Annotated in this window: 9 protein-coding genes; 7 read left to right on the forward strand and 2 right to left on the reverse strand. The window is 71.1% G+C overall.

Annotation, left to right across the window (positions count from 1 at the left end; all coding sequences use genetic code 11):
- Window positions 1-1,195 precede the first annotated feature (1,195 nt).
- Both BG90_RS14975 and BG90_RS14980 read left to right on the forward strand, forming a co-directional pair.
- Window positions 1,196-2,986, forward strand: coding sequence for a thioesterase domain-containing protein (locus BG90_RS14975; protein ID WP_232355031.1), 1,791 nt, complete (start codon window positions 1,196-1,198; stop codon window positions 2,984-2,986).
- A 149-nt stretch (window positions 2,987-3,135) separates the two neighbouring features.
- Window positions 3,136-3,975, forward strand: coding sequence for a helix-turn-helix domain-containing protein (locus tag BG90_RS14980; RefSeq protein ID WP_025990471.1), 840 nt, complete (start codon window positions 3,136-3,138; stop codon window positions 3,973-3,975).
- Between the two features lie 84 nt (window positions 3,976-4,059).
- On the opposite strand, the gene BG90_RS37340 is transcribed toward BG90_RS14980, so the two are convergent.
- The gene (locus BG90_RS37340) at window positions 4,060-4,260 is read right to left on the reverse strand and encodes a hypothetical protein (protein WP_124072263.1); all 201 of its coding nucleotides are present in this window, start codon (window positions 4,258-4,260) and stop codon (window positions 4,060-4,062) included.
- A gap of 135 nt (window positions 4,261-4,395) precedes the next feature.
- On the opposite strand from BG90_RS37340, the gene BG90_RS14990 reads away from it, so the two are divergent.
- Window positions 4,396-5,583 carry an alpha/beta fold hydrolase gene (locus BG90_RS14990; RefSeq protein ID WP_235363850.1) on the forward strand — a complete coding sequence of 396 codons (1,188 nt, stop codon included), beginning with the start codon at window positions 4,396-4,398 and terminating at the stop codon, window positions 5,581-5,583.
- Between the two features lie 43 nt (window positions 5,584-5,626).
- Here BG90_RS14990 and BG90_RS14995 read toward each other — a convergent pair whose 3' ends face one another.
- Entirely contained in the window at window positions 5,627-6,535 is a 909-nt protein-coding gene (locus tag BG90_RS14995; RefSeq protein ID WP_038802671.1) for a helix-turn-helix transcriptional regulator, read from the reverse strand.
- 361 nt (window positions 6,536-6,896) lie between these two features.
- Between BG90_RS14995 and BG90_RS15000 the strand changes: the two genes are divergently transcribed.
- The 4 genes from BG90_RS15000 to BG90_RS15020 all read left to right on the forward strand — a co-directional run bounded on the left by BG90_RS15000 (window position 6,897) and on the right by BG90_RS15020 (window position 15,051).
- On the forward strand, window positions 6,897-8,699 hold the full coding sequence (locus BG90_RS15000) for an amino acid adenylation domain-containing protein (RefSeq protein WP_010122479.1): 1,803 nt from the start codon (window positions 6,897-6,899) through the stop codon (window positions 8,697-8,699).
- A gap of 339 nt (window positions 8,700-9,038) precedes the next feature.
- Window positions 9,039-10,613 (forward strand): efflux transporter outer membrane subunit, encoded by a 1,575-nt coding sequence (locus tag BG90_RS15010; protein WP_081470044.1) that lies wholly within the window; start codon window positions 9,039-9,041, stop codon window positions 10,611-10,613.
- Window positions 10,610-11,842: an efflux RND transporter periplasmic adaptor subunit gene (locus tag BG90_RS15015; RefSeq protein WP_052712367.1), complete on the forward strand. Its 1,233-nt coding sequence runs from the start codon at window positions 10,610-10,612 to the stop codon at window positions 11,840-11,842. Before BG90_RS15010 ends, BG90_RS15015 begins: the two co-directional genes overlap by 4 nt.
- On the forward strand, window positions 11,839-15,051 hold the full coding sequence (locus tag BG90_RS15020; RefSeq protein ID WP_175658654.1) for an efflux RND transporter permease subunit: 3,213 nt from the start codon (window positions 11,839-11,841) through the stop codon (window positions 15,049-15,051). Before BG90_RS15015 ends, BG90_RS15020 begins: the two co-directional genes overlap by 4 nt.
- Window positions 15,052-15,056: the final 5 nt, after the last annotated feature.

Below are 15,056 nucleotides of genomic sequence, written 5' to 3' on the forward strand. Positions count from 1 at the left end.
GAGAGGCGGCGACGGAAGCGCGATCCGACGCCGCCTATCTCGCCGGCCGGCTACTCACCGACGCGTCCTTTCCTGATGCCGACAAGCGCTTGCGCAAAATGCCAGGGCGATCCGTTGCCGGCCGCCTGAGCAATCGCGACCCGCGCTTCGTCGCGACAACCCGTTGCGAAAAAGCGCGCGCCGATCATTCGGGGTGCGATTTTCAGCGCCGCGCTCACAGTTTCCGAAAATTCCTTCCTCGATCGCTATTTCCATGGGGTGATTTTGTGGCGAGCGTCGATTATTGAATTTATGCATATTCAGCAGAAGGAAATGCATTTCTCGATAAATATCAACAATTAATCAATTAATTCATGAGATGATGGCAGGTCCGTTGCCTGGTTAAATTCGCTCGGAATGCATATTTAAAAATCAATCATGGAAATAAAAATAAATTGAAAATTATTGTTTGGAATGTGTCGGGGAATAACGCCGGCATTTGTCGATCGCACAATTCGATCGTTGAACGAGTCGAAACAATCGACCGACGACCGATGATCGGAGGTTGATCGGTGACCGCCTTGTGACAAGCGAGTCGGCTGCTTCGGCGGTAGCGTGAGGCACGCTGGCGAGGATAGGATCGTGCACGTGGCGCATGGCTGAATATTACCGAATTCCATTGGATATCAATGGAGAATTTACCAGTCGTATCGATGATCGGATCGATGGATTACCCGATTCGTCGGATTTGGTACGGCGCATTGTTTAGAGGGTTGAGTAGGCGTTGTTTTCCAGATGCAAATGTCCTCGTTCGTCGTTATCATGTGTGGGCAGAGTATTCCTGGATTGAATTTAACGCGTCGAGTGGTGCTGTTTTTCGATAATTCCGCTCCGTTTGATTCGCCGAAAGTGCTGGGAGTACGGGGATTTCCCGCATTTCCCGATCCAAGTCTTCATCGAGTCCGGCAATGGCCGGACTTCGTTCAGCAAAGCTCGACGAACGGAATCGTCTCGTCGGCCTTGCGCAGCATTCGCCAGTAACGATCGATCAATCAAGTCGACGCCGCCCGCATGGCGCGTCGATCAAGGAGGGAACAGCGTGCCTGCTTCATGCTTGTCATCGAGCCTTTCGACCGTCGGCGACGGGACGGCCGTCGCCGCCCCCGAGGATCGATCGCACGCGTGCAGCGTGTTCTGGATTGCCGGATACGCTCGCTTGTCCGACGGCGCGCGGCGCGGCGCCGAGCATCTCGGCGCGGACTGGCGCGTGTGCGAATTGGACGGCGAGCCGTCGCACGACGCGCCGCCGACCGTCGAGCGGCTTGCCGCGCGCCTGCTCGAGCGAATCGTCACGCTCCAGCCGCACGGGCCGTACCGGCTCGCCGGCTGGTCGTCCGGCGGCATTCTTGCGTACGAAGTCGCGGTTCAGCTGACGGGGCGGGACGAGGCCGTCGAATTTCTCGGCCTCGTCGATGCGCCGTTGCTGACGGCGGAGGCGGCCGCCCGGCTCGCTCGCGGCGTCGATGCGGCGCCTGGCGCGCGTCTCGCCGAACTGATCCGCAGCGGCTGCGGCACCGGCCGGCCGCGCGACATGCGCAACGCCGAATGGCTGCGGCTGTTCGACGGCGACGGCGACGGCCGGGCGGCCCGCATGTGCTCGCCCGATGCGCGCGATATGCGCAACGCGCTCGCCGGCGCGTCGGCGACGCTCGGTTTCGACGAGATCGCGTCCCGGTGCCGCGCAGCGGGATTGCTGCCGCCCGCGTTGCGCGACCTGACCGATGCGCAATTGCTGCAATGGCTCGAGCGCTGGACGGCGCTCGATCACGCGCTCGCGCACTACGAGCCGTTTCCGCTGTCGCTGCCCGTCCACGTGTTCGAGTTGCGCAGTCCCGACGCGGCCTTCGCCGCGCCGCGCGATCGCGCCGACGGCTGGACGGCGCGGCTGCAGCAAGGCGAGATCCGCTTCGTCGACGTGCCGGCGCAGGCGCAGTTCGCGCCGACGGCGGGCGACGTCGCGCAGGCGATCGGCCGAGCAATCGCGCGTGCGCTACAGGACGCGCGGCGCACGGCGGCCGACGGCGCGCGCGACCCGAAGCGGCGCTCGCCGGAGGCGGACTATCACCCGCATATGCCGATTCAGCGCGGGACGTCAGGCCGCGCGCCCGTCGTGCTGATTCCGGGCGCGGGCGACAACGTCGCGACGTTCGTGCCGTTCGCGAGCGCGGTGGAGCCGGGCTGGCCGATTCACGGTCTGCAGCCGCGGGGCCTCGACGGCGTGCTCGCGCCGCATGCGAGCGTCGAGGCGGCGGCGCGGGCCTACCTGCCGGTCGTCGAGCGGCTCGCGGCCGACGCGCGCGAGCCCGTGCATCTGATCGGCCATTCGTTCGGCGGATGGGTGGCGATGGAGATCGCATGCCGGCTGCAGGCGAGCGGCCGCTCGCCAGCATCGCTGACGGTGGTCGATACCGAGGCGCCGGCGTCGGACGGCAGGCTTGGCCAGTCGTACACGTTCGAGCGCGTCGTCTGGAATCTCGTGCGTGCGCTGGAGGCGGCGACCGGCCGATCGCTCGGCATCGAGCGCGATGCGCTGCTTGACGCGCCCCGATCCGCGCAATGGGCGATGCTCCATCGCGGCATGGTCGACGCGCGCATCATCCGCCGCGGTTCGGGGCCGCACGATCTGCGGGGCATCGTGCGCACGTATGGGACGGCGTTGCGCACCGCATACCGTCCGTCCGCCGTCTACACGGGGCGTGCGACGCTCGTGCTCGCCGCCGGCTGCGACGACGCCGGCCGTCGTCTCGCGTCCGACGACGCGCTGTCCGGCTGGCGTGGCTTTATGCCGCGGATGACCGTATGGCGCTGTCCCGGCAATCACTACACGATGCTGCGGCCGCCGCATGTCGGCCAGTTCGCGCAATGGTGGCAGCGCGCGGTGCGCGACGACGCCGTCGCTGTCGCCGCGCCCGCGGCCCCGCATGCGTTCGGTGCCGTGCCGGACTGAAACGGAAGCGCGTTCGTCGAACGCATCGGCGCAAAACGACGATGGGCGGGGCGTCGCGCGCGCGACGGAGCGCGCGCGGCCCAATCCGCGTCGCCTGCGCGTCGGGACGGCGCGCCGCTGCCGACAAGCACGCAAACAAGGAGAGTCAGATGGTCGAGATCTTCGCGAAGCTCGGAAAAGTGATTTCGAGCGCGGGAAGCGAGCGGTTCGCATCCGACATGCACGCGTTGCTGGCCGAGTCGATTCCGCTCGGCATCACGAAGATCACCGAATGGACGTTCAACGAGCCGGCGGGCAAGGTCGTCCGCGTGCAGTCGCTCGGTGCGTTCGGTGCGCCCCGCGACGACGCGCCGATCGCGCTGCCCGCGGCGCCCGGCGAACGCGCTTGCGCCGGGCATCCGCTATTGAACCGGATATTGACCGCCTGCGATCGGCAACTGATTCACATCAATCCGCCCGCGCGTCGCGGCGACGGCGACGGCAACGACGCCGTGCCGCTTCGCGGGACGGGCGCGGGATTCCAGTGCCATCTCGTGTCGTGCAAGGCGAATCGCCGCTACGTGATCTCGTTGCATCGCACGTTTTCGCATCGCGACTTCTCGCTGCAGGAGATGTCGTTCCTCAAGAACTTCGCGGATACGCTGTTGCCGCTCGTCGAGTGGCACGCGGCGGCGCGGCGGCACGGCGCGCACGAACGCGTGCCGTGCCGCGATCCGGCGGCGAACGCATCGGGGCTCGATGCGCTGCGGCGTGAGTTCGAGTCGCGGCTCGAGCGCGCGGCGGTCGCGCTGTCGGCGCGTGAAAGCGAGGTGTGCCTGGGGTTGCTCGCCGGCAAGACGCTGCGCGAGATGTCCGGCGAGCTCGGCGTGAAGGAGAGCACGGTCGAGACGTACATCAAGCGCGCGGCGGTCAAGCTCGGCATCAGCGGGCGGCACGGCCTGACGAGATGGATGATCGACGATTGCGCGCCGTGCGCTTCGGCGGCCTGACGGACGGCTCCGTCGCAAACGTGCGGACCACGTCGACGCGCGCGCCGGATCGCATCGCGGCCGCGTGTCCGCCGACGCCGATGGTCAGGGCAACGCCAATAGCGCCGACAACGCCGACAGCACCGACAGCACCGACAACGCCGACAACGCCGACAACGCCGACAACGCCGACAACGCCGACAACGCCGACAACGCCGACAGCACCGACAACGCCGACAGCACCGACAACGCCGACAGTACCGACAGTGCCTGTCCCGGCTTCCCATTGCAGACATCCCATCGCACGGGTGCTTCAATCGACGCGTCGCGCGGATCGGCAGGCGCACCCGCCGTCCCCGCCTGCGCCGCGTTGCGCCGCGCCGCGGCACGTTTCCGCCACTTACCGCCGGGAATCCCTTCATGCACGAATCGAATGCCGCAGTGCCGGACGACTCTACGATCGACTTGCGCGTGCTTCGCACGATCGGCGCGTTCCGTCATCTCGCCGCGAGCCTGCCCGGGCCCGTCCGTCTGTGCCTCTTCGACGACGCGTGCGAGCTTCGTTCGGCATCCGATGCGATCGACGCGCAGCGGCTCGTCGCCGTCGCGTTCGCGCGCATCGGCGTGACCGACGCACGCTTCGCGCCGGACGGGGCGGCGCAACTGTCGTCGTTCGAATTGCTCATGAGCCGGCGAATCAGCGCGGCATTCGATTACCGATACGATCGTTTCCGGACGCCGGACGATGCGGACCGCGCGCGGCGCGAAGCGGAGCGCTTCGACTTCCATGCGCTGCCGGCAGGCGTCGAGCGGGTACCGCTTCCGCGCGAAGCGGGCGTGTCGTTGTCCGCCTATGCTTCGGGCCGACGCGACCGGCCTGCGGTCGCGCTCGCGCTGCCGTGCGGAATGCCGCTCGATCTCTGTCTGCGATGGCTCGACGCGCTCGCCGAGCGCCATTTCGTGCTGACGTGGGAGACACGTGCGATGTTCGGCGCGTGCGACGCGTTCGACCGGGTCTCGTCCGACGTCGATGCGCAGGTCGACGATCTGTTCGCGGTGATGGATCGCTTCGGCGTCGAAAGGGCGCACGTGATGGGCATCTGCGGCGGCGCTGTCGTCGCGCTGCGGGCGGCGGTCGCGCGGCGCGAGCGGACGACGTCGCTGAGCCTCTGGTATGGCGACTACAACCTGTCGGACGACGCGCTGCGCACGAAGCATCAGCAGAACTATGCGTGGCTGATGGAGGCGGCGGCGCAGGGGCGCGACGCCGCGCGGGATCTGCAGCGGATGTTCGCCGATCGATCGACGCTCGTCACGGTTCCCGCGGAGATCGCGCATGCGGCGCTCTATCCGTATGCGAACGCGGAGCTGATGTATCGGTATGCGAAGCTGAGCGACGCGCTCAACAAGGCCGACGTGCTGTCGTCGCTATCGCGGGTGAGCGTGCCGACGCTCGTCGTCGCGGGCGACGACGACGACGTCACGCATTGCGGCGGCTCCGTGTTCGTCGCCGGCCGGGTGCCCGGCGCGCGGCTCGAAGTGGAAGCGGGCGGCAGCCATGCGAGGCTGTTCCGCGCGCCGGCCGCGTCGACGTCGCTCGCGCTGCGGTTCTTCTCGAGCCTGCGGTGACCGCGACGCGCCGACGCGCGCCGGCCCGCTCGGACGCCCACGCTCACGCGTCGATGCGCGGCGACGCGCCGTCGCGCCGCGCAGGCCGCGCACCGCCCGCGTCGGCCGCGCCGCCCATGCTCATCGCGCCGCCGCCCGGCTCGTCGAGCATCCATCGAGTGAGACCATGACGTCCCGCGACGCCGAGCTTGATCGCCGCGCGCTTCAGATAGGTCTCGACAGTGCTTTCGCGCAGCGAGAACCGATCCGCGATCGCGGGCACGGTGTCGCCGGCGAGCAGCGCCGTGCACGCCTCGATCTCCCGCGCCGAGAGCTTCACGCCGGTTTGCAGCAGGCGCTCGGCGAAGCGTCGCTGCAGGCGCTCCCGGCCGGTTTGCGTCGGCGCCGGCGACGGCGCGGCGGTGTCGCGGCGCGCGAGCGGCGCGTCCGAATCGAGCGCCGCGACGTGGCTCTCGACGATCGGGAACAGCACGTGAGCGAAGTCTTTCAGGAAGGTCCGCTCCTGCGGCGAAAAATCGTCGAACGGGCTCGCGCGATACAGCGAGATCAGATAGTAGCGGCCCCGCTTGCGGGTCGCGAGGTGAAACTGCGGACAGGGCGGCGCGATCGGCGCGTGCGCGCGGACGAAGCGATCGAGCAGCGCGTGGACCTGGCCGTGACACGCGAGCGTGTCGTCGACGTGCAGATGGCGTCCGCTCGCGGACGGCCGCGACGCGTGCGGCTCGATCGCGGCGGCCGTCGCGCCGGACTGCGCGATCGCCGCGCCGACCGTGCCGATGCTGCGCACCCTGAGTTCGCCGTTCGGCGCTTCGTCGACCGCGAATTCCGAAATGCGGATCTCGTCGACCGGGAGCGCCGCGAAGATCAAGCTGTACATCATTCGCGGAAAGCGCCGGCTTCCGCTGCTCGAGATGGCTTCGCCGACATGCGCAAACAGTCTGTAGAACTCCATGAGGGGATTCCTGGTGACGTTGGACCGGCGCTCGCGCGCGCAAGGCTGCCGGCGTGATTTAAACACCCGGTCGCGGATGCGTCTGTAACGGATAGCCGGGACAACCGGCCGAATCGCCGGCGCGCATTTTTGACGCATCCGGTGCGGCGCGCGCCGAATGTCCCAGATTTCTGCGACAGACAGCGCGATGCGCCGATGCTTAAATCGGCGCATCCGATGCATGAAGCGATCGCCCGCACGGGCGATCCGCCGTTCGCTGACAGGAGGGCTCGCGGTGCCACTTTCCGAATCGGTTCGAGATGATCGTCGCGTTCCCGTTCGTCGTCATCCGGAGGTCCGTTCGCTTCACCATGCGTTCCGGATGCGCGCGCTCGAATTTCCGGATCGCGTCGCGGCGTCCGACGAAACGCGGCGACTGACCTATGCCGAGCTCGATCGCCTGTCGTCTGCCTTCGCGCGCGAGCTGAACGAGCAGGGCGTCGTTCGCGGCGCGCTCGTCGGCCTGTACATGGCGCGCGGCGTCGACATGCTGGTCGCGCTGCTCGGCATCCTGAAGGCGGGCGGCGCCTACTTGCCGATCGATCCGGCGTACCCGCGCCAGCGCATCGCGCACATCGTCGCGGACAGCGGCGTCGGGATCGTCGTCTGCACGTCGGACACGGCGGCCGAGCTGCGGGACGCGCGCGTGCGCGTGCTCGCCGTCGACGCGCTGCGGCCCGTGCCGGCCGGGCGTCCGGCCGGCGACGAACATGCCGATGCCGCGTCGGGCCCGGACGATCTCGCATACGTGATCTACACGTCCGGCTCGACGGGCAAGCCGAAGGGCGTGATGGTCGAGCATCGCAACGTGCTGCGCCTCGTCGAGCAATCGCGCGCATGGTTCGAATTCGACGCGTCGGACGTGTGGTCGCTGTTCCATTCGATCGGCTTCGACTTCTCGGTGTGGGAGGTGTGGGGCGCGTGGCTGTCGGGCGCGCACGTCGCGGTCGTTCCGTATCCGGTGTCGCGCGAGCCGGCCGCGTTTCATCGCTGGCTCGCGCGCACCGGCGTGACGATCGTCAACCAGACGCCTTCCGCGTTTCGCCATCTCGACGCGGTCGACCGCGGCGCGCCGCAGCCGCTCGCGCTGCGCTACGTGATCTTCGGCGGCGAGGCGCTGCCGCCGTCGCTCGTCGCGCCGTGGATCGAGCGCCACGGCGACGCGAAGCCCGCGCTCGTCAACATGTACGGCATCACGGAAACGACCGTGCATGTGTCGTTCAAGCGGGTCACGCGGCGCGACGCGCACGCGAACGCGAGCCCGATCGGCGTGCCGCTGCCCCACCTGCGGCTGCATCTGCTCGACGAGCGCAGACGGCCCGTCGCGGACGGCGTCGCGGGCGAGATCTATGTCGAGGGCGCGGGCGTCGCGCGCGGCTATCTGAACCGGCCGGAGCTGACGGCCGAGCGTTTCGTGCAGTTGCGCTGCCCGCAAACCGGCGGGCTCGTGCGCGCGTACAAGACGGGCGACCTCGCGATGCGCGGCGGCGACGGCGAATACGTGTACGTCGGCCGTGCCGACGATCAGCTGAAGATTCGCGGCTTCCGGATCGAGCCCGCCGAAATCGAGGCGGCGCTGATGCAAAGCGCGCGGCTGTCCGCGTGCCACGTGCGCGGGCACGATTACGGCGACGGCGATCAACGGATCGTCGCGTACGTCGTGCCGTCGCGCGACGCGTCGCGCTGGAGCGAGGCGGCGATCGCGGACCTGAAGGCGCGCGCGCTCGCGCACCTGCCCGACTACATGCGGCCGTCCGCGTACGTCGTGCTGGCCGGCCTGCCGCTGACCGCGCACGGCAAGATCGACAAGCACGCGCTGCCCTCGCCGGAGACGGCCGCGTGGACGCCGGCCGCGCAGGCGGGCGGCGACGCCGGGCAGTCCGACGAACTGGCGGCCGTGCTGCGCGTGTGGCGCGAGCGCCTCGGGCTCAAGGGCATCGGGCCGGACGACGACTTCTTCGCGTTCGGCGGCACGTCGCTCGCGCTGATCCGCTCGTTCGTCGAACTGAAGTCGCGCTACGGCATCGAGTTCGAGCTCGGCGCGCTGGCGAGCGGCGCGACGGCGGCGGCGCTCGCGGGCTTCATCCGGTCGCGGCGCGTCGACGCGCACGCTCAGGCCTGCTGACGGATGAGCGCGCGACGAAGCGGCGGTCTCGCGAGCGAGCGCATGCGTCGCGCGTTGCTGCGCGCATGCGGCGGGACGGGCGTGCGTCGTCGCGGCGTCGGCCGCGCCGTGGCCGTTCGCGCACGGAGCCGCGTTGCGCGTCGCGATCCGCGATCCGCCGCCCGGCGGTGCGCCGGGCATGCGCGCCGTTCGACGCCGTCGCGCGCCCGCGCCGCGGGCTTCGCCGCGCGCGTTGTCGTCGATCGGGCGGCCTAGCGCGTGCGGGCGTCACATCGATCGTCGAGCCGCGACGCGCGTCGTTCGGACGCATTCGGCGCGCAGCCGTCGCACGGGCGCGTCATGCATGCGTTCTCGCGCGAAGTGGATGCGTCGGGCGCGTCGCACGCGGCGAGCGCGCGTCGCGCCTCGCATTCGTCCGTACCTGGCGTCGAGCGCGCGCAAACGCGGTGGCGCGCACTTGCGATGTCGGGCGCGCTGCTCTGCGCGTTGACGGGCTGCATGGTCGGGCCGTCGTACCGGCCGCCGGACGCGTCGTCGCTGAAGATCCCCGACGCATGGCACGCGACGTTGCCGCATGGCGGCAGCGTCGTCGAGCTCGCCCGCTGGTGGCGTCAGTTCGACGATCCGGCGCTGTCGTCGCTGATCGACGCCGCGCAGGCCGACAGCCCGACGATCGACGCGGCCGTCGCGCGCATGAGGCAGGCGCGGGCGAGCCGCGCGACGAGCGGCGCGGGCCTGCTGCCGAAGCTCGACGGCGTCGCGTCGTTCAACCGGTCGAACGCGAACACGCAGGCGGTGACGTCGAGCGACGTGAGCCATTCGACGTCGATCGAGAGCGGCGAGCTCGACACGACGCGCGGCGGACTGCAGGCATCGTGGGAAATCGATCTGTTCGGCAAGACGCGGCGCAGGATGCAGGCCGGCGACGCGCGCATCGACGCGAGCGTCGCCGATTGGCACGACGCGCGCGTGAGCGTCGCGGCCGACGTGGCCGACGCGTATTTCCGCACGCGCGCGTGCGAGTCGCTCGTCGACGCGCAGGAGGACGAACAGCGCTCGCGGATCGCGACCGACGCGGTGACGCGGCGGCGCGTCGCGGCGGGCTTTCTGTCGCCGTCCGACGCGGCGCTGCCGAAGGCGTCGATCGCGGAGGGCGACGACGTGCTCGAGCGCCAGCGCGCCGAATGCGAGGCGGACCGCAACGCGCTCGTCGCGCTGACCGGCTTGCCGAGAGGCGAGCTCGACGCGCGGCTCGCGGCCGGCCGCGCGACGGTGCCGGAGCCGCGCGACGGCGCGATCGACGCGCTGCCGGCGCGCGCGATCGAACAGCGTCCCGACGTGCGCTCGTCGGAGCGTGCGCTCGCCGCGGCGAGCGCGGAGATCGGCGAGGCGATCGCGGCGCGCCTGCCTTCGCTGTCGCTCGGCGGATCGATCGAAATCGACCGGTACCGGGTCACGGGACAGGCGCTGACGCTGCGGCCGTGGTCGTTCGGCCCGTCGCTCAGCGTGCCGCTCTTCGACGGCGGCAGCGGCGCCGCGCGCGTCGAGGGCGCGCGCGGCCGCTACGACGAAGCGCTCGCGAACTACAAACGAAAGGTCAGGCAGGCGGTGATGGAAGTCGAAAACGCGTTGGCGAGAATCGATGCGTCGCTCGGGCGGCAACGGGCCGCGCTCGTCGCGCAGGAGAATTACGGGCGCTATGCGCAGACCGTCGAGCGGCGGTTTCGCGCGGGCGCGAGCGACGTGCTCGAAGTCGAGACGGCGCGCCGGCAATACGTGACGAGCCGCCAGTCGGTCGCGTCCGCGCGGCTCGAACGCGCGCAGGCGTGGATCGCGCTGTATCGCGCGGTCGGCGGCGGCTGGCGGCAGGCGGACGTGCGCGATGCGCGCGCATCCGGCACGGTGACGCGATGAGGGGCGCGCGCGCATCGTCCGTCGTCGGGTTCGTCGCGGCGCTCGCCGCGGCAATGGCGGCGCTCGCGGGCGGCTGCGGGCCGTCGCGGCAGTCGGAGGCGCATCCGGTCGCGAATCGGACCGGGGATCAGACCGCGATTCAGACCGCGGATCATCCCGAGCATCGGCCCACGAACCCGGTCGAGAACGCGGCGAGCGAGCCGGCCGCGCTCGGCGTGACCGTCGTCACGCCCGAGCTGCGGGATTGGGAGACGCGCGAGCATGCGAGCGGCAGCGTCGCCGCGTTCGAGGAGATCGAGTTGACGGCGCCCGGCGACCTGCCGCTCGCGGACGTGAGCGCGCACGTCGGCGACCGGGTTCGCAAGGGGCAGGCGCTCGCGCGTTTCGATACGGCCGGCCTCGCGGTGAAGCGCGCCGAGGCGCAGGCGGGCGTCGCCGAGGCGAAAGCGAGGCTCGCGCAGGCGAGCGCGCAGCTCGAGGGCGCGAAGACGCTCGACGCGACGGGCTCGATCAGCCGGCAGGAGCTGATCAAGACGCAGACGCAGGCGACGGTGGGCGTCGCGCAGCTCGCGAGCGCGCGGGCGCGTCTCGCGGGCGTCGAGCTGCAACTGCGCCAGGCGGTCGTGCGCGCGCCGGACGACGGCGTCATCGCGAGCCGCGCCGCGATCGAAGGCGCGGCGCCCGCCGCCGGCGCGACGCTGTTCAAGCTGATCCGCGGCGGCCGCCTCGAATGGCGTGCGCAGATGGGCGCGGGCGCGCTCGCCGCGATCCGCCCGGGGCAGCCGGCCGAGATCGTGCGCGCCGACGGCGGCACGACGCTCGGCACCGTGCGGCAGGTGTCGCCCGTGCTCGACAAGACGACGCTGACGGGCATCGTCTACGTCGACCTGCCGGCCGATTCGGGGCTGCGGGCGGGCAGTTTCGTGTCGGGCGCGATCGTGACGGGACGCACGCGCGCGCTCACGCTGCCCGATTCGGCGGTGCTCGCGCGCGACGGCTTCCATTACGCGTGGACGATCGACGCGCACGATCGCGTGCATCCCGTGAAGCTCGTGCGTGGCAGGGCGCAGGGCCGGCGCGTCGAGGTGCTCGCCGGGCTGCGCGCGGGCGAGCGCGTCGTCGCGTCCGGCGCGGGGCTCCTCGACGACGGCGACACGGTGACGATCGTCGCCACGGCCGGCCCGGCGGACGCGCCCGCGCGCGTCGCGCCGAACGGGGGCCGTCCGTGAACTTCCTCGCGTGGTCGATCCGCCGGCCGCTGCCGACGATTCTGCTGTTCGCGCTGCTGTGCGTCGGCGGCGCGGTCGGATTTCGCGCGTTGCCCGTCGCCGAGCTGCCGAGCGTCGACGCGCCCGTCGTCACCATCGACGCGAGCCTGCCGGGAGCGACGCCGTCGCAGGTCGAGCGCGAGATCACGCGGCCGATCGAGCAGGGCGTCGCCGGGATCGGCGCGGCGCGGCGCGTGCTGTCGCGCGTGACCGACGGCCGCTCGCATACGACGATCCAGTTCGCGCTCGAGGCCGACCCGCGCGACGCGCTCGAACGCGTGCGCGCGGCCGTCGGCCGTCTGCGCGGCAGCCTGCCGCCGGACATGCCGGAGCCCGTCGTCGCGCAGGAGCGCATCGAGCGCGTGCTGCTGACCTACGCGGCGTCGTCCGCCCGGCTCGATCCCGTCGATCTGTCGTGGTTCGTCGATTCGACGCTCAGCAAGGCGCTGCTCGCGGTGCCGGGCGTCGCGCGGGTCGAGCGGCAAGGCGGCGTGGACCGGCAGATCGATGTCGCGTTGAATCCGGTCGCGCTGCAGGCGCTGCGCATCGACGCGGGCGACGTCGCGCAGCAGGTGCGCGCGCGGCTCGCGGACACGCCGGCCGCGCGCATCGACGTCGGCGGCCGCGCGCAGTCGGTGCGGATGGAGAACGCGCAGACGAGCGTCGCGGAACTCGGCGCGCTCGATCTGTCGCTCGGCGACGGCCGGCGCGTGACGCTCGCCGACATCGCCGCGATCGACGACGCGTTCGCGCCGCCGAAGCAGATCGCGCTGCTCGACGGGCGGCCCGTCGTCGGCGTGCAGGTGATGCAGGCGCCGGGCGCGGACGAGGTTCGCGTCGCGCAGGGCGTGCGCGACGCGATCGAGACGCTGCGGCGCGCGCATCCCGGCATCGACGTGCGCGGCGTCGCGGACTACGTCGCGCCGATCCAGCGCGTGTTCGACGGCGCGATGTCCGCGCTGTACGAGGGCTGCGTGCTCGCCGTCTTGATCGTGTGGCTGTTCCTGCGCGACTGGCGCGCGACGCTCGTGTCGGCGTCGGCATTGCCGCTGTCGATCCTGCCCGCGTTCCTCGCGATGGCGTGGCTCGGCTTCTCGCTGAACCAGCTGACGATGCTCGCGCTGATCCTCGTGATCGGCGTGCTCGTCGACGACGCGATCGTCGAGGTCGAGAACATCGCGCGTCACCTCGGCGACGGCAAGCCGCCGTTCGCCGCCGCGCTCGACGGCGCGCGGGAAATCGGCGTGGCCGTCATCGCGACCTCGCTCACGCTCGTCGCGGTGTTCCTGCCGACCGCGTTCATGAACGGCGCGATCGGCCGCTATTTCAAGCAGTTCGGCTGGACCGCGGCGGCGGCCGTGCTCGCGTCGCTCGTCGTCGCGCGTCTGCTCACGCCGATGATGTCCGCATATTGCCTGCGCCGCGCGCCGCCGCCGCGCGGCGAGAGCCGGACGATGCGCGGCTATCTCGCGTGCGTGCGTTGGTGCGTCGCGCGGCCATGGCGGTGCCTGTTCTTCGGCGCGGCGTTCGTCTGCGCGTCGGTCGCCGCGCTTGCGTCGCTGCCGAAGGCCTTTCTGCCGGCGCAGGATCGCGCCGAGATCGTCGTCGGCGTGCGGGCGCCGCCCGGCAGCGATCTCGATGCGACGCGCGCGGCGGTCGAGGCCGCGCGACGCGCGGCGGCGGGCGTCGCGGGAATCGCGTCGATCTACGCGACGATCGGCGACGGCTCGGCGTCCGGCGGCGGCGCCGCCGATTCGGCCGTGCTGACCGTCGCGCTGACGCCGCCCGGCACGCGCACGCGGTCGCAGGCGCAGGTCGAGGCCGAGCTCGCGCGCCGCTTCGCCGCGGTGCCGGGCGTGCGCTTCACGGTCGGCGACAAGCAGACGGACAAGGTGGCGTCGATGGTGCTGTCGAGCCGCGACGGCGCTCTGCTCGAGCGGACCGCGCGCGGCGTCGAGCGGGCGCTGCGCGCGGCGCCCGGGCTCGGCGCGGTCGGCTCGACGGCGGGCGCGCGCCGGCCGGCGATCGGCATCGCGATCGACGGGCCGCGGGCCGCGGCGCTCGGCGTCACGCGCGAGGCCGCGGGCGACGCGCTGCGGATCGCGACGATGGGCGACGCGCCCGAGCGTCTGCCGCGGCTCGACGTCGGGAGTCGCCAGGTGCCGGTTCGCGTGCATGCGGCGCCCGGCGCGCCCGGCGCGCCCGGCGCGGACGATGGGTTGTCGCGGCTCTTCGTGCCGGGCCGCGACGGCAGCGTGCCGCTGTCGAGCGTCGCGCGTCTGACGGAAGACAGCGAGCCCGCGCAGATCGACCGGCGCGACGGCGAGCGCTATGTGACGCTCGATATCGGGCTCGCCGGCCGGCCGCTCGGCGATGTGATCGCGCAGGTCGACCGGCTGCCCGAGGTGCGCGATCTGCCGGCCGGCGTGCGCCGAATCGCGAGCGGCGACGCCGAATCGCTCGACGAGCTGTTCGGCGGCTTCTATTACGCGATGCTGTTCGGGCTCGCGTGCGTGTACGCGATCCTCGTCCTGCTGTTCGGCGGCTTCGTGCTGCCGGCGACGGTGCTCGTCGCGCTGCCGCTGTCGCTCGGCGGGGCGGCCGCGCTGCTCGCGCTGTGCGGGCTCAGCCTGTCGCTCGCGTCGCTCGTCGGCTTGCTGATGTTGATGGGCCTGTGCACGAAGAACTCGATCCTGCTCGTGCAGTACGTGATCGTCGCGCGCGAGCGGCGGCGGCTGTCGCGCGTCGACGCGATCGTCGACGCATGCCGCAAGCGCGCGCGGCCAATCGCGATGACGACGTTCGCGATGATGGCCGGCCTGCTGCCGCTCGCGTTCGATGCGCAGGGCGACGTGTTCCGCTCGGCGATGGCGATCACCGTGATCGGCGGCCTCGTCACGTCGACCGCGCTGAGCCTGCTGCTCGTGCCCGTCGCGTTCGTCGTGCTGGACGGGGTGCAGGCGGGGCTGTCGAAGCGGTTCGCGCCGCGCGTCGGCGAACCGGCGCGCGGCGACGGCGGGCTTGACGGCGGCGATGGTGACGACGGCGGCGACGGCAGTGACGGCGAGGGCCGAGGCCGCGAAGGCGTTGGCGTCGGCGACGATGGCAGCGGCGCGCGCGAGATCGCCGCGCGCCAGCGCATCGACGAGGCGCCTGTCCGCAGCGCGTAGCCCCG

The organism is Burkholderia oklahomensis C6786 (genome assembly GCF_000959365.1).
In the GTDB taxonomy this organism is placed as follows: domain Bacteria; phylum Pseudomonadota; class Gammaproteobacteria; order Burkholderiales; family Burkholderiaceae; genus Burkholderia; species Burkholderia oklahomensis.